Annotated in this window: 19 protein-coding genes; 3 read left to right on the top strand and 16 right to left on the bottom strand. The window is 34.8% G+C overall.

The genetic code is table 11. The features are described from left to right. The first annotated feature begins 39 nt into the window (after nucleotides 1-39). Together ACYEKI_RS17465 and ACYEKI_RS17460 are read left to right on the top strand one after the other, a co-directional pair. Entirely contained in the window at nucleotides 40-219 is a 180-nt protein-coding gene (locus ACYEKI_RS17465) for a hypothetical protein (RefSeq protein WP_459212497.1), read from the top strand. 152 nt (nucleotides 220-371) lie between these two features. Continuing rightward, nucleotides 372-1853 (top strand): P-loop NTPase fold protein, encoded by a 1482-nt coding sequence (locus ACYEKI_RS17460; protein WP_459212496.1) that lies wholly within the window; start codon nucleotides 372-374, stop codon nucleotides 1851-1853. Between the two features lie 43 nt (nucleotides 1854-1896). Here the strand turns inward: ACYEKI_RS17460 and ACYEKI_RS17455 are convergent, their stop codons facing one another. Then, nucleotides 1897-3249 carry a serine hydrolase domain-containing protein gene (locus ACYEKI_RS17455; RefSeq protein ID WP_459212495.1) on the bottom strand — a complete coding sequence of 451 codons (1353 nt, stop codon included), beginning with the start codon at nucleotides 3247-3249 and terminating at the stop codon, nucleotides 1897-1899. 190 nt (nucleotides 3250-3439) lie between these two features. Between ACYEKI_RS17455 and ACYEKI_RS17450 the strand changes: the two genes are divergently transcribed. Next, nucleotides 3440-3718 carry a hypothetical protein gene (locus ACYEKI_RS17450; RefSeq protein WP_459212494.1) on the top strand — a complete coding sequence of 93 codons (279 nt, stop codon included), beginning with the start codon at nucleotides 3440-3442 and terminating at the stop codon, nucleotides 3716-3718. Between the two features lie 90 nt (nucleotides 3719-3808). On the opposite strand, the gene ACYEKI_RS17445 is transcribed toward ACYEKI_RS17450, so the two are convergent. From ACYEKI_RS17445 to paaB, 15 genes are all read right to left on the bottom strand, one after another. After that, a complete protein-coding gene (locus tag ACYEKI_RS17445) occupies nucleotides 3809-5872 on the bottom strand; it encodes an alpha-ketoacid dehydrogenase subunit alpha/beta (RefSeq protein ID WP_459212493.1) in 2064 nt (687 codons plus the stop codon). 24 nt (nucleotides 5873-5896) lie between these two features. Further along, nucleotides 5897-6955, bottom strand: a complete 1059-nt coding sequence (locus tag ACYEKI_RS17440; RefSeq protein ID WP_459212492.1) for a branched-chain amino acid aminotransferase — start codon at nucleotides 6953-6955, stop codon at nucleotides 5897-5899. A 71-nt stretch (nucleotides 6956-7026) separates the two neighbouring features. Continuing rightward, nucleotides 7027-8319, bottom strand: coding sequence for a dihydrolipoamide acetyltransferase family protein (locus ACYEKI_RS17435; RefSeq protein WP_459212491.1), 1293 nt, complete (start codon nucleotides 8317-8319; stop codon nucleotides 7027-7029). Nucleotides 8320-8422: 103 nt separating this feature from the next. After that, on the bottom strand, nucleotides 8423-9019 hold the full coding sequence (locus ACYEKI_RS17430; RefSeq protein WP_459212490.1) for an acyltransferase: 597 nt from the start codon (nucleotides 9017-9019) through the stop codon (nucleotides 8423-8425). 61 nt (nucleotides 9020-9080) lie between these two features. Further along, entirely contained in the window at nucleotides 9081-9833 is a 753-nt protein-coding gene (locus ACYEKI_RS17425; protein ID WP_459212489.1) for an enoyl-CoA hydratase/isomerase family protein, read from the bottom strand. A 14-nt stretch (nucleotides 9834-9847) separates the two neighbouring features. Continuing rightward, nucleotides 9848-10141, bottom strand: coding sequence for a GIY-YIG nuclease family protein (locus tag ACYEKI_RS17420; protein WP_459212488.1), 294 nt, complete (start codon nucleotides 10139-10141; stop codon nucleotides 9848-9850). A 56-nt stretch (nucleotides 10142-10197) separates the two neighbouring features. Next, complete coding sequence (gene paaZ, locus ACYEKI_RS17415; protein WP_459212487.1) at nucleotides 10198-12690, bottom strand: phenylacetic acid degradation bifunctional protein PaaZ; 2493 nt, start codon at nucleotides 12688-12690, stop codon at nucleotides 10198-10200. A 38-nt stretch (nucleotides 12691-12728) separates the two neighbouring features. After that, nucleotides 12729-13934 (bottom strand): 3-oxoadipyl-CoA thiolase, encoded by a 1206-nt coding sequence (gene pcaF, locus ACYEKI_RS17410; protein WP_459212486.1) that lies wholly within the window; start codon nucleotides 13932-13934, stop codon nucleotides 12729-12731. Nucleotides 13935-13970: 36 nt separating this feature from the next. Then, entirely contained in the window at nucleotides 13971-14333 is a 363-nt protein-coding gene (locus ACYEKI_RS17405) for a four helix bundle protein (RefSeq protein ID WP_459212485.1), read from the bottom strand. A 24-nt stretch (nucleotides 14334-14357) separates the two neighbouring features. After that, entirely contained in the window at nucleotides 14358-14765 is a 408-nt protein-coding gene (locus ACYEKI_RS17400; protein ID WP_459212484.1) for a PaaI family thioesterase, read from the bottom strand. Between the two features lie 66 nt (nucleotides 14766-14831). Continuing rightward, entirely contained in the window at nucleotides 14832-15992 is a 1161-nt protein-coding gene (locus tag ACYEKI_RS17395) for a 3-hydroxyacyl-CoA dehydrogenase NAD-binding domain-containing protein (RefSeq protein ID WP_459212483.1), read from the bottom strand. 80 nt (nucleotides 15993-16072) lie between these two features. Further along, entirely contained in the window at nucleotides 16073-16852 is a 780-nt protein-coding gene (locus ACYEKI_RS17390; protein ID WP_459212482.1) for an enoyl-CoA hydratase-related protein, read from the bottom strand. A gap of 90 nt (nucleotides 16853-16942) precedes the next feature. Further along, nucleotides 16943-17425, bottom strand: a complete 483-nt coding sequence (gene paaD, locus ACYEKI_RS17385) for a 1,2-phenylacetyl-CoA epoxidase subunit PaaD (protein ID WP_459212481.1) — start codon at nucleotides 17423-17425, stop codon at nucleotides 16943-16945. Between the two features lie 59 nt (nucleotides 17426-17484). Then, nucleotides 17485-18240, bottom strand: coding sequence for a 1,2-phenylacetyl-CoA epoxidase subunit PaaC (gene paaC, locus ACYEKI_RS17380; RefSeq protein WP_459212480.1), 756 nt, complete (start codon nucleotides 18238-18240; stop codon nucleotides 17485-17487). Nucleotides 18241-18258: 18 nt separating this feature from the next. After that, nucleotides 18259-18543, bottom strand: coding sequence for a 1,2-phenylacetyl-CoA epoxidase subunit PaaB (paaB, locus tag ACYEKI_RS17375; RefSeq protein WP_459212479.1), 285 nt, complete (start codon nucleotides 18541-18543; stop codon nucleotides 18259-18261). Between the last annotated feature and the right edge of the window lie 28 nt (nucleotides 18544-18571).

Here is an 18571-nt window from a genome sequence, read left to right as displayed (position 1 = left end):
TCTAAACTCAATAATTTATTAATATTTAAAACTCTAATCATGAAAAACATCAAATCATTAAAAGGAATTCAAATCTTATCAAAAAACGATCAAAAAAGTCTTAACGGAGCTGCAGGTCGCGAAGGTTGTATTCAACGCGGGCCTATGTGTTGTACTTCTCCAGATCCTAGAGACTGTGACTACGGAAGATGTAACGGAAGATTTTGCTTATGGTTTTAATTAAAATCGAAGTCTTAGTACTTCTTTTTTAGTTTATACATAAATTTATCATGCCTTTCTTATTGAGTTAAGAAAGGCATTTGTTTTACGACTATCCGTAAAATCATTCTAGTATTTATCGTTAATTTTAGCAAAACTTTGAATACTACATTATGCAATTAGATATTACTGTTGAAGCAGAGCGTTTTAATGAACATCTCCTTATTGAGGGTAACGACCATATTATTTTCTCTGGAATTTTTGGAATTGGCAAAACTTATTTTCTTAAAGATTTTTTTAAAGACCGTGATGAGTACGAAGTCTTTACAATCTCACCTGTTAATTACTCTATATCTTCTAATGATGATGTTATTAACTATATCAAATATGACCTTGCCTTTCAACTCTTAGGAAAAGATATCGACTTTGAAAAATTAGATATTTCCAAAATTGTTGCCACTGAATATTATATAAAAAATAATGCTCTTGAAGCTATATCTATCTTAGCTAAAGGTTTAGGTAAAATAGGAAAATCAATTGCAACGATAGCCGAATCTACCAAAGAGTTTAAAGAAAAGGTAGAGGCTTATCAAAACGAGCAGTCAATAAACGACGAAAAGAAAATTATTGAATTTCTAGAACAAATTAAAGATCAAAACGGTTCTATTTATGAAGAAGATATGATAACTCAATTAGTTGGTCAATTAATAAATGCTTCTAAAAACATTGATAATGAAGAAAAAATAACTAAACAAACGGTATTGATAATCGATGATCTAGATCGTTTGGATCCTGATCATATTTTTAGGATTCTTAATATTTTTGCTTGCCATTTTGATTTAGATACTAACGATGATAATAAATTTAACTTAGATAAAATCATTTTGGTCTGTGATATGGATAATATTCGCAAAATCTTTCACCATCGCTATGGAGTTGGTGTAGATTTTAATGGATATCTGGATAAATTTTATAATCATGAAATCTTTTATTACAACAATAAAGCTATTATTAAACGGAATGTTGAAGAGATATTAAAAAAAATTAAGCTTTCTCATGATTTTAATAATTTAGATAAGATTCTTAATCTTAAACAGAAAAATCCTTTATCAAAAATAATCACTAATCTTTTAGTAATTTTCATACAAAAGGATTTATTGAATCTTCGTTCCTTATTAAAATTTAATACCAATAATCATTATCCTATTGACAACTATTTTTTTGTTATTGATACTAAGGATATACCTCATTATGCTTTTCCAATAGTACTCATTTTTGATTTTTTATCTATTCTTTTAGGTTCTTCTATAAACTTAAAAATACTCTTAAATAAATTACCCGAAAACGACATATCTATTCAACAATTAGATTTCTTTATAATATCCTTTCTAAATCATCATAAACATTTATCTCACTCTAACTTAAATCAACCTAGTTATATTCATACATTTTCAATTCATCTTAATAAGCAAACCTTTAATGTTGAATATCGTATTGATAGCAAAGGATCAACAAATGAACAGTTTTTCGGTACTATTTTACGTGTTAATGGCAACAGTTATGATTCAGTTATAAAACAACTCCCAACTCATCTTTTTATACAAAAAGCTTTTGATCAATATCTAAATCTAGAAAAAGAGAGAGTTTATAATTAAATCTAAAATCCCTCAATAAATCAATTATTGAGGGATTCATCTTTTACTGTTTTATATGCTTAAAAATCTGTGTATATAATTCATCAAAGTCAAAATCATCGGCTTTTCCGCTCATTACAGTAATCACTAAATCTTTAGACGGAATAATTAAAATGCGTTGTCCTCCAAATCCATTTTCAAAAAAAGCATCCTTAGGTGCCGATGGAATTCTTTTTTGAGTAGCATTTAACCATATTTGTGCTCCATACAATCCATCCGAGTCTGCTACTGGAGTGGTACTATAATCTACCCATTCTTCAGTAAAAATCTGTTTCCCAAACCAGTTTCCTTTATACAAATACAACAATCCAAAACGCGTCCAATCTCTTGCAGTAGCCCAACAATAAGATGACAATACATAATTAGACACATTATCCGTTTCGATTACTGCACTTTTCATTCCTATAGGATCAAACAATCGTTGTTTCGGAAATGCATTATAGTTTTCAAATCCTGTCACACTATTTCTCATTACTTTTGATAACAAATTTGAGGTTCCTGAGGAGTATAACCATTTCGTTCCCGGAGCTTCCGCTAAAGGTGATTGCTTTGCAAAAGCAGGAAAATCTTTTTCTAAATATAACATACGAGTCACATCGGATAAACTTCCGTAATTCTCGCTCCATTTTAATCCGCTATTCATACGTAAAAGATCACTCACTGTAATGGTTTTTCGATCATCATTTGCCCATGTAGAAAACCTTGTAACATCTTTAATATTTACTTTTTGGTCTTTTTCCATAATACCAAAAAATGCATTCCCTACACTTTTGGTCATAGACCATCCTAAGATTCTAGAATCTTGTTGTACTCCTTCTTGGTATTCTTCGGCTACCAACCAGTTTTTATAAGCTACTAAAATTGCATAAGCCCCTTTATTGGCTTCTAATGTGCTTTTTAAAACCTCATCAATTGCAATTGCATTGATATACTCAGGTATTGAATCTCTTAAAACATCTCCTTCTGGCCAAATTTGGGTTGTATTAGGTGCTGGAACTTTTTGAAAGCTTGTTCGCTTGTCTAATTTATCTCCTTTATAATCGCCTAAAACACATCCACAAGAATCTCCATTGCGATAAAAATTAGCAGTCTGTTTTGCTAAAAATCCAAAAAATGAAACTTCCACTTTTTTATTCGCTTCATCTATTTTTCTTGTCGCCAAGTTCGTTGGAAAAAAATCCAAAGAGGCGTCTACATTGGCTTTGGATATATTACTCAAAAATTGATGCGAACATGCATATTTTGCAGCATATCCAGTAGCTACTTTGAGCGTAGGTAATAAATAGGTCTGCCATGCAATGACAATTCCCAGCACGATAAGCAACGTTATGATTCGTTTGCGAGTTAAGATTTTCATAGGTACTATTTTGATTTATTTTTTACGAAAATAGAAGTATCCCAATAGCTTTACTATACGTAAAATCACTTGTTTGTTTTCTATAAAAAGGTACGGAAAATTACCAAAAGAAACTTCTCATTATGGTTTCCCGTAAAAAAAAATCATTAAGAACGTCTATTTTTAAACCCTAATTTCTAAAAACTTTTTTATGTTACAGATTTCAATTGACAATTTAACTCTAGATTATTCTTGGTCTGCCTATGGAGGTGATGATCCAAAAGTTACAGGAAAAATTGATAGTACTCTATTAAATCGAAATGAAGGATACGAAATACTTTATTTCATCAACTCCTTTTTAAAAAAACATACTTTTTTATCATCTTTAACTGATGTTAAAAAATTAGAAGATTTAATTCAAAAAGCTCCTACTAATATAAGAAGTCAAGAAAATATACGGAATTGGATCGAACAAGAATGGCCTCTTTAAAACAAAATCCAACTACAGTATTTGTAGTTGGACTTTATGTTTGTTCATCAAAAGCTATTTTAAATCTTCATCGATCTACTTCATTTTTTATTAATACGCCAAAAGCGCTTCTATTTTTGCTTTTACTTTTTCTGCCGAAGGAATCATTGTTTGTTCTAATGTACTGTTTAATGGTATTGCAGGTACATTTTCTGATCCTATAGTCATTACAGGAGCATCTAAATACCTGAAGCATTCTTCCTGAATTCTTCCGCTTAAACTTCTTGCAAATGAGTTATTCGTAGGTTCTTCAGTTACTACTAAACATTTTTTATGCTTCTTCACCGATTCCATAATGGTTGCTTCATCTAGAGGATATAAGGTACGTAGATCAATAATTTCTACCGTATCCTTCATGTCTTTGGTAGCATTTAATGCCCAATGAACTCCCATTCCGTAAGTAACAATAGTTAAGGTTTCTTTATCGTCTTGCTGCCAGATTTTTTGAACTACATTCGCTTTCCCGAAAGGCAATGCATAATCCTCTGACGGTTCTATAGTACGAGCAGTTTCTGTCCCTTTTACTTTTGACCAATACAATCCTTTATGCTCAAAAATTACTACTGGATTAGGATCGTGATATGCTGCTTTCATCAATCCCTTTAAATCTGCTCCATTACTTGGATATGCAATTTTAACCCCTCGTATATTTGTCACCACAGATTCTACCGAAGACGAATGATATGGACCTCCGCTTCCGTAAGCACCTATAGGTACACGTAAAATCATCGAAACTGGCCATTTACCATTTGATAAATAACAAGATCTACTTACTTCTGTAAATAATTGATTCAGTCCTGGCCAGATATAATCTGCAAATTGAACTTCGACTATTGGTTTTAATCCCACTGCCGACATTCCCACTGTAGATCCTATAATAAAAGCTTCTTGAATCGGTGTATTGAATACACGTTCGTCTCCAAATTTCTGCGCTAAGGTTGCTGCTTCTCTAAATACACCTCCTAATCGTCCACCAACATCTTGCCCATATAACAAACATTCCTTATTGGTTCTCATTAACTCTTCTACTGCAAATAAGGCACAGTCTACCATCACCACCTCATCTTTATCAGCTGGAGCTCGCTCTCCTACTTCTGTTGTAATGGGTGTAGGTGCAAAATCGTGTGTATATAAATCTTCTGGTGAAGGATCTTCTTGTTGTAAAGCTTCTTCTAAATCTGCAGCAACTTGTTTTCTTGCTGCTGCTTCTATAGTTTCAATTTCTTCTGTCGTGAATCCATTATCTAATAATTGCTGACGCAATACTGGATATGGATCTCTAGTACGTGCTTCTTCTAGATCATCTCGATACCATTCCATACGCACACCAGAAGTATGGTGATTCAATAATGGAACTTTAGCATGTACTAATACCGGTCTACGCTCTTCTCGTATGATTCGGATTGCTTTTTGTACTGCTAAATAACTTTCTATAAAATTAGCGCCATCAATGCTTATCGCTTCTAATCCATTAAATCCTCGTGCATATTCTGCTGCATTTTGTGCTCTGGTTTCTGCTGCATTTGCCGATATATCCCATCCGTTATCCTGAATTAAATACAAAACTGGTAATTGCTTTAAGGCTGCCATCTGGAACGCTTCTGCGACTTCTCCTTCTGTTACAGAGGCATCTCCTAACGAACAAACCACTAGTGGTTTCTCTTGTAACGAAGCATCATCTAAGCCTACCAATTCTTTGTATTGTAATCCCATGGCAACTCCTGTAGACGGAATGGCTTGCATTCCTGTTGCAGATGATTGATGTGGAATTTTAGGTTTATCATCATCTTTTAAACTCGGATGAGAATAATAAGTTCTTCCTCCAGAGAATGGATCATTCTTTTTGGCCAACAATTGCAACATTAGATCATAAGGTCGCATTCCGATTCCGAGTAACATGGCGTCATCTCGATAGTACGGAAAAGCAAAATCCTGTGGCAATAATTGCATTGCGGTTGCGATCTGAATTGCTTCATGACCTCTTGATGTTGCATGTACGTATTTGGATACTACTTTAAAATTTTCTTCATACAACTCTGCCATAGATTTTGCAGTACAAAGTGTTGTAAAAGCTTGTTGTAGTAGTTCTTTTGTTATCGTTTTTTCTTCAATCATCTTCTTATTCTTTATCTATAAGAATTATCCTTTTACAGGAACTATCCATCCGAATGGGTCTTCTTGTTTTTGTGTTTTGATCTCGTTGATCGTTTGCATCACATCTTGACTTACTGGATTTGCCTCTGGCAATTCTATAGTGATGTCTTTATATCCAATAGATTCTATCATAGCTATGGCTACCGCTGTTCCTGTACCAAAAGCTTCTTCAAGTTTTCCTTCTTTCGAAAATTGAATAATTTCATCTATAGTAATCGGTCTTTCTTCTACTTCAAAACCTTTACTTTTTAATAAAGTTATCACACTATCTCTAGTGATTCCTTTTAAGATAGCTCCATCTGTTTTTGGTGTAATGAATTTCCCATCAATTTTGAAGAAAATATTCATCGTTCCTACTTCCTGGATATATTTAAATTCATTGGCATCTAGCCATAATACTTGATCAAATCCTTTTGCTTTTGCTTTTTCAGTTGGTAAGATCGCTGCGGCATAATTCCCTGCTGCTTTTGCTTCTCCTGTTCCTCCATGTGCGGCTCTAATATATTCTGTCTCTGCATATAGACGTATCTTTTTTGTAAAGAAGGGCCCTGCAGGTGAGCAAATCACAATAAATTTATAATGTGTCGCAGCACGCATTCCTATAAAAGGCTCATCTGCATACATAAATGGACGCAAGTATAATGCGCTTCCTTCTTGTGGCGGAATCCATCCTTTTTCTGTTGCTACAATTTTATCCAAAGCTTCTAAGAACAATTCTTCTGGCACTGTAGGCATTCCCATACGTACTGCACTTTCATTTAATCTTCTTGCATTTTGTTCTGGCCTGAATAATAATGGTGATCCATCTTTGCCTACAGTAGCTTTCATTCCTTCAAAAATAGCTTGTCCGTAATGCAACGCCATTGCTGCTGGATGCGTAGGAATTAATTCTAAAGGTTCGATTCTTGGGTTCGTCCATTCTCCATTTTCGTAGTCACATACAAACATGTGATCTGTAAAGGTTTTTCCTAACGGTATGTTGTTAAAATCTAAACTGTCTACTTTAGATTTTTCTGTTGTATTTATAGTGATTGCGTATGCCATGTTGTTTAGTTTATTTGCCTTCTCTTTCTTTTTTATAATTCGAAAACTCGAACTAAATTCACTAGATAGACTTATATTTTTCTATTAGGATCAAAAGCTTCTAACTCGTCTCCTATTTTTCTTAAAAATGATCCTCCTAAAAATCCATCTACTACTCTATGATCAAAGGATAATGATAGATACATCATACTACGAATGGCTATTTCATCTCCTTGATCTGTTGTGATGACTTCTGGGCGTTTCTTGATAATTCCTAAGGCTAGAATTGCAACTTCTGGTTGATTAATGATTGGGGTTCCCATCAAACTCCCAAAAGTTCCTACATTAGAAATGGTAAATGTACTCCCTTGAATTTCGTCTGGCTTTAATTTGTTATCTCTAGCATGTTGTGCTAAGTGATTTACATTTTTTGCCAAGCCTAATAAATTCTTTTCATCTGCATTCTTTACCACGGGTACAATTAAGTTTCCACTTGGTAAAGCTGTTGCCATTCCTATATTAATGTCTTTATGTACCACAATTTTACTATCATCTACAGAAACATTAATCATTGGATATTCTTGAATTGCCTTGGCTACTGCTTCTACAAAAATTGGCGTAAAGGTTAATTTCTCTCCGTATTTTTCTAGAAAATCTGCTTTAACACTATTCCTCCAGTTCACCATATTCGTTACATCTACTTCGATATAACTAGTTACGTGAGGCGAAGTATGTTTTGAATACACCATATGATCTGCAATCATCTTGCGCATTCTATCCATTTCTACTATGCGATCTTTTCCTTCTACAAAAGCAATTGGAGGTGCATTATAGGTGAACTTTGATGTATTCGCTACTGTATTAGGTTTGCTTTGTAATGGATATTTTCTATGTTTTAAATAGTGCATTACATCACTTTTGCGTATGCGCCCGTCTGTTCCTGAACCTGGTATACTCTGTACTTCTTCTATAGAAAGGTTTTCTTTTTTTGCTATACTAATAACTAATGGTGATAAAAAAGCATCTGGATTTGGTGAATTCTGTAATTTGAATTCCTTTACTACCGTTTCTTCTTTTACCGCTACTGTATTGCTTTCTTCTTTGACAACTGCTTCATTTTTTACTATCGAGACTGTAGTCCCTTCTGAAGCTTCTATCAATGCCATTACAGTTCCTACAGCAACCACCTCATTGGGTTGACATAGTATTTTTGTTATTACTCCATCACATGGGGCTGGCACTTCACTATCTACTTTATCTGTGGCTACTTCTAAAATAGTTTCGTCTAGTGATACTACATCTCCTTCTTGCTTTAACCAATTGATGATGGTAGCCTCTGAAATACTTTCTCCCATTTTGGGCATTTTCAATTCTATTGCTGCCATTGATTCTTAATCTATTCTATTTATTTTCAAAAACTTATACCAAGTTAACAAATGTTTGTTAGTTTTAAAACCATAAAACATTGATTACTAGATTTTATCTTTGTTATTTCTTTCTAAATTCTTCTAAAGTCTTGTAAAACGCTTCTTGAGTAGGTCTATCTTTTGGGATTGTTCTCAAAGGTTCTACAGCTCTCATCGTTTCGTGACAATCTGCTGGTAACTGTTGGTACAATTGTGTTCCTTTGGTTTTCCAAGCGATCATTTCGTCTGTTACTTCTTTTACTATTTTGGCTGGGTTTCCCACTACCAAACTTCGGTTAGGAATTATTGTATTTGCTTTGACAAATGCCATAGCACCAACGATACTTTCATCTCCGATCACAGCATCATCCATAATGACACTATTCATTCCTATCAAGCAATTTCTACCCAAATTAGCTCCATGAATCACTGCTCCATGCCCTACATGTGCACTTTCTTTAAGTACTATAGATTTCCCTGGAAACATATGTACTGTACAGTTTTCTTGTACGTTAACACCATCTTCAAGTATGATTTCTCCCCAATCACCTCTAATAGCCGCTCCAGGTCCTATATAACAGTTTTTACCTATGATTACATTTCCTGTAACCGCTGCTAAGGGATGTACATAGCTGCTTTCATGCACTACGGGAATAAAACCTTTAAAACTGTATATCATGTGTTATTATATTTACAATCATAAAAATGTAGCCTTCGATATACTCAGGCTACACTATATTTTATTTAAATCGTTTTAGCGTTTCTTTTGTGAATTCTGATAAGACTAACCTTCCACTAATTTCTGCTCTTTCTGTTAGCAATGTATCCCAGTGGTCTGTTCCTTCCCAAAAGATCTTTTTCATTTCTGCCATAGCTTCTGGATTATAGGTACATAGGTTTTCTGCAAATGCCTGAACAGCCTCATCTAATGCTTCTGTACTTTCGTATACTTGTGTATATAGTCCTTTGGCTTGCGCCCATTCTGCACTATAAAATGTATTCGCATCAATTGCGATCTGAGACATTCCTGTTAATCCTAATTTACGTTGTACTGCTGGCCCCACAACAAAAGGTCCTATTCCTACATTTAATTCACTCAATTTGATAGCCGCAAATTTTGTTGCCATACAATAATCTGTAGCAGATGCAAGACCAACTCCACCTCCTACTGTTTTACCTTGTACGCGTCCAATGATAAACTTTGGACATTTACGCATAGCGTTGATTACATTAGCAAATCCAGAAAAGAATACTTTTCCTGTTGCTGCATCATTGATATTTATAAGCTCCTTAAAACTTGCTCCTGCACAAAAAGTTCGATCTCCTCCACTCTTTAATACAATCACTTTAATATCCTCATTTATTCCTGCTGCAGTAATTGTATCTGCTAACTGTGCCAAGATATCTCCTGGTAATGAGTTATGTGCTGGATGAAAAAACTCTATGGTTCCTACTCCATTTTCTATATGTTGTTTTACGTATGGTGCTGTCATTTTCTTTTATTGATTTAAGAATCCTTGTCTAAATTAATTTCTTCCCAAGACGGATTCTCTTTTTCTATTAACTCTATTTTCCAACTTCTCTTCCATTTTTTCATTTGCCTTTCTCTCAAATACGCTTCTTCCTTTGTTGAATATCTTTCAAAATATATCAACTTGTTTAAGTTATACCTTGCTGAAAAAGTTGTTGGATGCACTTTTCTTTTATGTTGTTGTATTCTTCTTTTTAAATCTTTTGTTACACCTATATACAAGACTCCTTGCTTTTTATTTGTTATCATATAAACTGACCAATATATCATTGTAGCGTCTTGTTATAGACTCCTACTTTCGTAGGAGTTTCAAACAGTTTATTCTATTACAATAGATTAAACTGTTTGAAGTGATGATTCAGATGTTTAACACTTAATAAATCCCATTCGAATTTGCTTAACATTCCGAATACTGTATTTTTAGTTGCTGTATCTGGGTTTTCTTTAAAGTAAGCTTCATATGCATCATAAGCTTCTAATAATTTTGCTTTAGCTTCTTCAAGATTTGTATGTACTAGTTCTTCTACCTCATCTGTTTTTAATAACGGATGCTTGTGTTCTTTTGGCATTGGTTTATGGTTGTATAATATTTCAACCACTTTCTCGATATACTCTTCTGGCGTTGTGATTTCGAAATCATTGATTTCTCCAGTTGCCATTCTAAATTGCATTTCGATATGTTCTACCATATGTTGTGCCGTCATGATTCCCCAGCTTGGCTTAGTATCTTCCTTTAGCTTATATAAGTAGTTTTGGATATTATTTCGATTGATCTGAACGAATGGATTCTTTTTTTGAACCATCGTTAAAATTGTTGCTACTGCCACTAATTCATCTTCTTGATCGAAAACTTCTACAAACCACTTTACGATTCCGCTTGGTAACTCTCGACCTCTTGAATCACGCTCTACTTTTTCTTTGCATGTTAATCGTACATAAATAGTATCATTATGATATATCGGTCTTAGGAACCTGCATTCTTCTAGTCCATAATTTGCTGCTACTGGTCCTTTGTTTGGATATACAAATAACCCTGCTGCTGCCGAAATGATAAAGTACCCATGTGCTGTTCTCTTTTCAAAAATACTTCCGTCTAAAGAAGTGATATCTGTATGCGCATAGAAATGATCCCAAGTTAAATTTCCGAAATTGATAATATCGGTATCTGTTATGGTACGCTTATGGGTTTTGATTGACATTCCTGCTTCTATATCTTCCCAATGATATGCAAATGGATGTTTTTCTGCTTCTTTATATTTTGCATTAGGCTGATAAATCCCCGTAACTTCTGTAATTGTTGTTGGAGTTCCTTGAATCGCACATCGTTGCATATAGTGCTTGATACCACGCATTCCTCCCATTTCTTCTCCTCCACCAGCTCTACCCGGTCCTCCATGTACTAATAATGGTAATGGAGATCCATGTCCTGTACTTTGTCTTGCATTTTCACGGTTTCCTACCAAGATTCTTCCATGATGTGATGCTGCTCCTACGATATATTCTTTCGCTATAGCATCATCATACGTGAAGATCGAAGATACTAACGACCCTTTACCCATTTGAGATAATTGAATAGCTTCATTCATATCTTTGTATGGTAAAATTGTACTTACTGGTCCAAAAGCTTCTATCTCATGTACTGCTGTATTTGTAAAAGGATTATCTTCTCTCAACAAGATAGGACTCATAAAAGCTCCTTTTTCTGCATCTGCACCTATAGTTTCTATGGTGTCTAAACTTCCGTAAACAATTTGCGCCGTTTGCGCTAACTTGCTTACTTGGTTTTTCACCGTTTCAACTTGTGTTTTATTGATCAAAGCTCCCATTCTCACCTCTTTTAATCGAGGGTCTCCAACAGTTACTTTTGCCAATTGTTTTCCTAAAGCAATTTGTACATCTTCTACTAAGTTTTCTGGTACAATAATTCTACGTATAGCCGTACATTTCTGCCCCGTCTTCACCGTCATTTCTTTTCTTACCTCTTTGATAAACAAATCAAATTCTGGTGTTCCTGGTACTGCATCTTTTCCTAAAACCGAACAGTTCAAAGAATCTGCCTCCATCGTAAATGGTACTGCTTCTTGTGTCAATCTAGGATGTGCTTTTAACAATCTCCCTGTATGTGCTGATCCTGTAAATGTCACCACATCTTGTGATGTTACCGTATCCAAGATAGTCTTTGTCATACCACTTAGCAGTTGTATAGCTCCTTCTGGAAGAATCCCTGAGTTTACAATCTCACGTACAACCGCTTCTGTTAAATATGCTGTTTGTGGTGCAGGTAAAACAACTGCTGACATTCCTGCCATCCAGTTTACTGCACATTTTTCTAGCATTCCCCATACTGGGAAATTAAAAGCATTAATATGTACTGCAACTCCTTGCTTTGGCACTAAAATATGGTGTGCCATAAAACGTCCTCCTCTTGATAAATCAATTGGATCTCCTTCTACATGGTACGGTTGATTAGGAAATAATTTTCTTAAGGATGCATTGGCAAATAAATTCCCGAAACCTCCTTCTATATCAATCCAACTATCGATACGTGTTGCTCCTGTGCGGTAGCTTATTTCATAAAATTGCTCTTTTCTTTTGTTAAGGTACAAGGCTAATTTTTTGATCATATTACCTCGTTCCTGAAATGTCATTTTACGTAACTTCTCGCCACCTTTGGTTCTTCCGTAAGCTAATGCAGCAGGAATATCTAATCCTTCGGTAGTTGCATATCCGATAGTTTCTCCGGTTACAGCATCAAACATTGGAGTTCCTTCTCCTGTTCCTGCTACCCATTTACCGTTGATATAGCTTTCTAATTTCATTTCGGTTTTTATTTTTTTCTATTCTATATTTATTTTCTTTAAACTCGCTCTATTACAGCCGCATATCCTTGTCCTACTCCTATACACATTGTTACTAATGCATATCGTTTTCCTGTTTCTTGTAATTCTAAAGCTGCTGAATAGGCTATACGAGTTCCTGTCATTCCTAGTGGATGTCCTATAGCTATCGCTCCTCCATTAGGATTAATTCTTGGGTCATCATCTGCTAATCCCCATTCTCTTATACATGCTAGACTTTGCGCTGCAAAAGCTTCGTTGAGTTCGATCACATCTATATCATTCATTGTTAATCCTGCTTTTTCTAAAGCTTTATTAGATGCCTTAACAGGTCCAATTCCCATGATACGCGGTTCTACTCCTACTACTGCCGAGCTAACAATTCTAGCCATTGGTTTTAGGTTGTATTTTTTTACTGCATCTTCTGAGGCTATAATTGTTGCAGCCGCTCCATCATTTAATCCTGAAGCATTTCCAGCAGTTACACTTCCGTCTGCTTTGAATGCTGCTCTTAATTTTCCTAAGATTTCTGGAGTAGTTGTTGGTTTTATAAACTCATCTTGATTGAATTGTATTGGATCTTTTTTGCGTTGTGGAATTTCGACTGTCACCAATTCTTTTGCTAATCGTCCTGATTCTTGTGCCTTGGTTGCTTTCATTTGACTACGGTATGCAAAAGCATCTTGATCTTCGCGAGAGATATTGTATTTTTCTACCAAATTCTCTGCAGTCATTCCCATTCCGTCTGTTCCATACATTTCATGCATTTTTGGATTCACAAAACGCCATCCAAAACTTGTATCATACATTTTTGCATCCGTTCCAAAAGCACTTGACGGTTTTGCTATAGCATATGGTCCACGAGTCATATTTTCTACTCCTCCAGCAATAAATACATCTCCGTCTCCTGCTTTGATCGCACGATTGGCATGAATAATAGCCGATAACCCAGAGCTACACAATCTATTGACTGTTTCTCCTGGTACACTGTATGGTAATCCGGCTAATAAGGATGACATACGTGCTACATTGCGGTTGTCTTCTCCAGCTTGATTAGCACAACCTATAATCACATCGTCATAAGCTTCTTGAGGAATATTTGCATTACGTTCTGCTATTTCTTTTATCACTAATGCTCCTAAATCATCTGTACGCACTACAGATAAGGTCCCTTTATATTTTCCTACAGGAGTTCTTACTCCGTCTATTATGTATGACTCTTTCACAATCTAAAATTTTAAATGTAAAATGTAAATATATAATCAGCTCATTTTCTTTACACTTGCTGTAAATATTGCGATCAACTCTTTACATTCTCTTTTTATTTCTTCAAATATTCTATCTTCTTTGACTAACTCTGCCTCTTCTAAAATACTTAGATTCACTTGAGTTTCTCTAAGCTCTTTAAGGCAAAGTCTCATTTTATGCATAAAGTCTTTTTTTGATTCTGCGCCTTGTGCTTCTCCATAATTTAATGCTGAAGAAGTACTCGATCTTATCAATTGTTTTTGTAAATGTTCTGAAGCATATCCTTTTTTTAAGGAAGGAATACTTTTGATAATCCTAGCCGAAAACTTTACTAATCGTTCTTGTAAATCATATTTTTTCGACTTTTCATTTATCATTTTACATTTTGACTTTTATATTTTTTATTCTTCCCAGTCTTTTTTTGTTCTATATACTACTCCTTTAAAAAGAGCTACCAATTCGTCTCCTCTTTTTACTTCGATCACATTGAATCCTACTTTTGTTTTTACTTTTTCGATTACTGATTCTGCTGTGATATAATCTCCTTCTTCTAGAGCTTCTATATGATTAATAGAAGTTTCTATAGATACTGCATATTTGCCATGTGTATTTGCAGCAAATCCAAAGGCTGTATCTGCCAAAGAATAACTAATTCCTCCATGTGCTTTACCCATGCTATTCAACATTTCTTTGCGAATAGTCATTCCTACTTTACATCTTCCTAACTCACATTCTAAAATTTCAATTCCCAACCATGTACTGTATGGATCTAGGCTTAGCATTTTATGTGGAATTTGTTCTGGGGTCATATTTCGTTTATTAGTGTTTTAGTTAATTAGTTTTTGAGTTTTTCAATTTATATGCTCTCAATTTTTCTAAAAAAAGGTCTTATTTTCTTTATTCATTTTACGCAATAACGGACTGCATCTGTATCTATCTTCGTGATATTCATCATACAACGTATCTAACTTTTCTACACACCAGGCAATTCCTTTTTCGTCTGCCCAGCTTAAAAGTCCTTTAGGATAATTTACTCCTTTGGTCATTGCATTGTCAATATCTGCTGCTGAGGCAATGTTTAAGAATAGTGCGTCTGCAGCTTCATTGATCAACATCACCAAGACTCTATCAAATATTTGTTGCGCTAGTACTTTATCTTCTGTTGGAGTTGGCTTTTCTGCGTCTTCTGTATAACTATAATATCCTTTACCAGTTTTCCTCCCTAAGTATCCTGCTTCTGATAATCTCTTTTGTGTAAATGACGGTCTGTATCTTGGATCGTAATAGAATGCCTTGAATACTGTTTCTGTCACTGTATAGTTTACATCATTTCCTATAAAATCCATTAACTCAAATGGTCCCATACGGAAACCTCCTATTGTTTTTAAACTCCAATCTATTGTTGCAAAATCAGCGACTCCTTCTTCATAGATACGTAAAGATTCTCCGTAAAACGGTCTAGCTACTCTATTGACAATAAATCCTGGTGTGTCTTTGGCTACAGCGACTACTTTTTTCCAATCTGCAATTGTTTGTACGGCTGTTTCTAAAACTTCGTTTGATGTTTGCACTGCTGGAATTACCTCAACCAACTTCATGAGTGGCGCTGGATTGAAAAAATGAATTCCGATACATCTTTCTGGTTTTTGTAAAGCGGAAGCTATAGAGGCTATGGATAATGATGATGTGTTCGAAGCTATAATCGCGTTTTCTGAAATATAGGTTTCTAACTCTTTGAAAACTTTTTGTTTTATTTCTAAGTTTTCTACTATGGCTTCTATGGTTAAGTCAGCATCGGCTAAATCTGCTAATACTTGAACGTGTGTAATATTTTCTTGAATTCTCGATTTTTCTGCTGCATCTATTCTTCCTTTTTCTATTAATCGAGTTAATATTTTTTCTAAGCTAGCTTTACTTTTTTCTAAAGCGGCTTGATTGGTGTCATATACTTTTACGGTACATCCTGCAGTTGCTGCTACTTGAGCTATTCCGCTTCCCATGGTACCTGATCCTATGATGCCTACAGTTTTTATCATATCAATTTTAAATCTAAAATGTAAAACTCAAAAGGCAAATCTTTCAATGTTTCACACTTTTATCGTCTAATCCTTATTTCCTATTTTCCTTTAAATTCTGGTTTGCGCTTTTCGATAAACGCATTTACGCCTTCTTGGTAATCTTCTGTTTCTGAAGATGCTATTTGTAATTCTGATTCTAAAGCTAATTGTTGTTCTAGATCATTGGTCAATGCTTTATTAAGAAGTCTTTTGGTATAACCTAATGCTTGCGTTGGCATTGCTCCCATTTTTGAAGCCAACTTTGTTACTTCTTCTTCAAAGTTTTCTAAAGGAATTACTTTATAGATCATACCTAAGCGTTCTGCTTCTACTGCATCTACTTTGTCTCCTAACATCATTAATGCCGATGCTTTTTGGAATCCTATTAATCTTGGCAAGAAAAAGGTTCCTGCGCTATCTGGTATCAATCCTATTTTGCTGAAAGCTTGTATAAAACTTACTTTTTCGTGTGCTACTACTATATCACAAGCCAATGCAATGTTTGCTCCTGCTCCAGCAGCTACTCCATTTACTGCTGCTATGATAGGTTTTTCGATAGCTCTAATTCGTCTTACGATTGGGTTGTAGTGTTCTTCTAAAATCTTCTTGAACCCTGGATTGTGTTCTGGAGAAGTTACTTCTTTCAGGTCTTGCCCTGCACAAAAGGCTTTTCCTGCTCCTGAAAGTACAATGGCTCTAATGTTTTCATCTGCTTCGCAAGCATCTAATCGATCTTGTAAGCTCAGCGCCATTTCTCTGGTAAAACTATTGAATGCTTCTGGTCTGTTTAAGGTTATGTATGCTACATTTCCTTCTATTCTTTCTAGTATTACACTCATTTTTATATGTGATTAGGAACTTTTTTTGACAATTAACACTTCGACAAGCTCAGTGTACATCATTAATGTATTCCTTATTATTTTTCTATTCTATTTTAAACACTTAAAATAATCAAATGGTTCTTGACATGTTTCGCATTGAAATAAGGCTTTACATGCTGTGGATCCAAACTGACTTATCATTTTTGTTTCTGTAGATCCGCATTGAGGACATTTGATTATTTTCTTATTTCCGAGTAACGCTTCTTTGTCTGCTTCTGCGTCTAAAGGTGCTGCGATTCCGTAATCTTCTAAGGCTTTGCGTCCTCTTGCTGTGATCCAATCTGTAGTCCAAGCTGGGGCTAAGACTAATTTTACTTCGGATATTATACCTTTTTCATTAAAGGCTGCTTTGATATCTTCTGCTAGTACATCCATTGCTGGGCATCCACTATAGGTAGGTGTTATAGAAACTTCTACTTTATTCTCTTTCCATTGTGCACTGCGTACTACTCCCATATCCATAATAGATAAGACGGGTATCTCTGGATCTGACACCTTTTCTAATATTGTTATGAGGGTATGGTCTATCATTTTCTATGTTATATAAAATACTCTAGCTCCTACATGAAAACTAGAGTATCGTTTATCATTTACCATTTCATATTAGGATATGTTCTCTGCATATATTGTAAATCTGCTAATAAAAATCCCATATGTTCTGAATGTATTCCTTGTTTGCCTCCTCGTTGAAACCATTGTAATTCTGGTACACTTAAAGTTGCTTCGTCTAATACATTTTTGATTTGTTCTTGGTATTTCTCTTTTAAAGTAGTCACATCTACTCCAATTCCTGCCTCTACTGCTTCTTGATCTTCTGGTAGCATATCGAATAATTCTCCTGTATATGCCCATAAATCTGTAATAGCTTCTTGGATTTTTTGATGGCTCTCTGCGGTTCCATCACCTAATCTTTTGATCCAATCTGATGAGAATCTTTTGTGATAACTCACTTCTTTGATTCCCTTTTTAGCAATAGCTGCTAATGTTTCATCTGTACTGAATTGCAATTTTTCTAAGAGCAATAAATGAAAGGTATCATAGAAAAATTGTCTCGCTATTACATATCCAAAATGTGTATTGGGTTGTTCTACTAATAAGACATTTTTGTATTCTCTCTCGGTACGTAAATAAGCGACATCATCCTCAGTTTTTCCTTCTCCTAATAATGTTGCTACATACTGATAATAGCTTCTTGTTTGTCCTAAAAGGTCCAAAGCCATATTGGTACATGCGATATCTGTTTCTAGACTTGGTCCATGCCCGCATAACTCCGACATACGTTGTCCTAGAATCAAGCTATTATCGGCAATACTGTATATGTATTGTATTAAGTTTTCTTTGTTCATTACTTCTATTTTTATCCTTTACATATGCTTTACTTCGTCTGGTAAATCATAGAAAGTAGGATGACGATACACTTTGTCTTGTGCTGGCTCAAATAATTCGCCATTATCTTTTGGGTTAGAAGCTGTGATATGTTTTGATTCTACTACCCATATACTTACACCTTCATTACGTCTCGTGTAAACGTCTCTTGCATTTTCTAATGCCATTTCTGCATCTGCTGCGTGTAGGCTTCCAAAATGACGGTGTTCTAGTCCATTCTTGCTTCTCACAAAAACTTCCCATAAAGGCCAATTTTTTTCCATATCTATATTTTTATAAAAGTTTCTTTCT

The sequence above is a fragment of the Aquimarina rhabdastrellae genome (genome assembly GCA_947387485.1).
Taxonomy (GTDB): domain Bacteria; phylum Bacteroidota; class Bacteroidia; order Flavobacteriales; family Flavobacteriaceae; genus Aquimarina.
This window is presented reverse-complemented; position numbering and strand designations above follow the sequence as displayed.

Coding starts and splice junctions, on each gene's coding strand:
- ACYEKI_RS17465 (WP_459212497.1), top strand. CDS start 40: ATGAAAAACATCAAATCATTAAAAGGAATTCAAATCTTATCAAAAAAC.
- ACYEKI_RS17460 (WP_459212496.1), top strand. CDS start 372: ATGCAATTAGATATTACTGTTGAAGCAGAGCGTTTTAATGAACATCTC.
- ACYEKI_RS17455 (WP_459212495.1), bottom strand. CDS start 3,249: ATGAAAATCTTAACTCGCAAACGAATCATAACGTTGCTTATCGTGCTG.
- ACYEKI_RS17450 (WP_459212494.1), top strand. CDS start 3,440: ATGTTACAGATTTCAATTGACAATTTAACTCTAGATTATTCTTGGTCT.
- ACYEKI_RS17445 (WP_459212493.1), bottom strand. CDS start 5,872: ATGATTGAAGAAAAAACGATAACAAAAGAACTACTACAACAAGCTTTT.
- ACYEKI_RS17440 (WP_459212492.1), bottom strand. CDS start 6,955: ATGGCATACGCAATCACTATAAATACAACAGAAAAATCTAAAGTAGAC.
- ACYEKI_RS17435 (WP_459212491.1), bottom strand. CDS start 8,319: ATGGCAGCAATAGAATTGAAAATGCCCAAAATGGGAGAAAGTATTTCA.
- ACYEKI_RS17430 (WP_459212490.1), bottom strand. CDS start 9,019: ATGATATACAGTTTTAAAGGTTTTATTCCCGTAGTGCATGAAAGCAGC.
- ACYEKI_RS17425 (WP_459212489.1), bottom strand. CDS start 9,833: ATGACAGCACCATACGTAAAACAACATATAGAAAATGGAGTAGGAACC.
- ACYEKI_RS17420 (WP_459212488.1), bottom strand. CDS start 10,141: ATGATATATTGGTCAGTTTATATGATAACAAATAAAAAGCAAGGAGTC.
- paaZ (WP_459212487.1), bottom strand. CDS start 12,690: ATGAAATTAGAAAGCTATATCAACGGTAAATGGGTAGCAGGAACAGGA.
- ACYEKI_RS17405 (WP_459212485.1), bottom strand. CDS start 14,333: ATGATAAATGAAAAGTCGAAAAAATATGATTTACAAGAACGATTAGTA.
- ACYEKI_RS17400 (WP_459212484.1), bottom strand. CDS start 14,765: ATGACCCCAGAACAAATTCCACATAAAATGCTAAGCCTAGATCCATAC.
- ACYEKI_RS17395 (WP_459212483.1), bottom strand. CDS start 15,992: ATGATAAAAACTGTAGGCATCATAGGATCAGGTACCATGGGAAGCGGA.
- ACYEKI_RS17390 (WP_459212482.1), bottom strand. CDS start 16,852: ATGAGTGTAATACTAGAAAGAATAGAAGGAAATGTAGCATACATAACC.
- paaD (WP_459212481.1), bottom strand. CDS start 17,425: ATGATAGACCATACCCTCATAACAATATTAGAAAAGGTGTCAGATCCA.
- paaC (WP_459212480.1), bottom strand. CDS start 18,240: ATGAACAAAGAAAACTTAATACAATACATATACAGTATTGCCGATAAT.
- paaB (WP_459212479.1), bottom strand. CDS start 18,543: ATGGAAAAAAATTGGCCTTTATGGGAAGTTTTTGTGAGAAGCAAGAAT.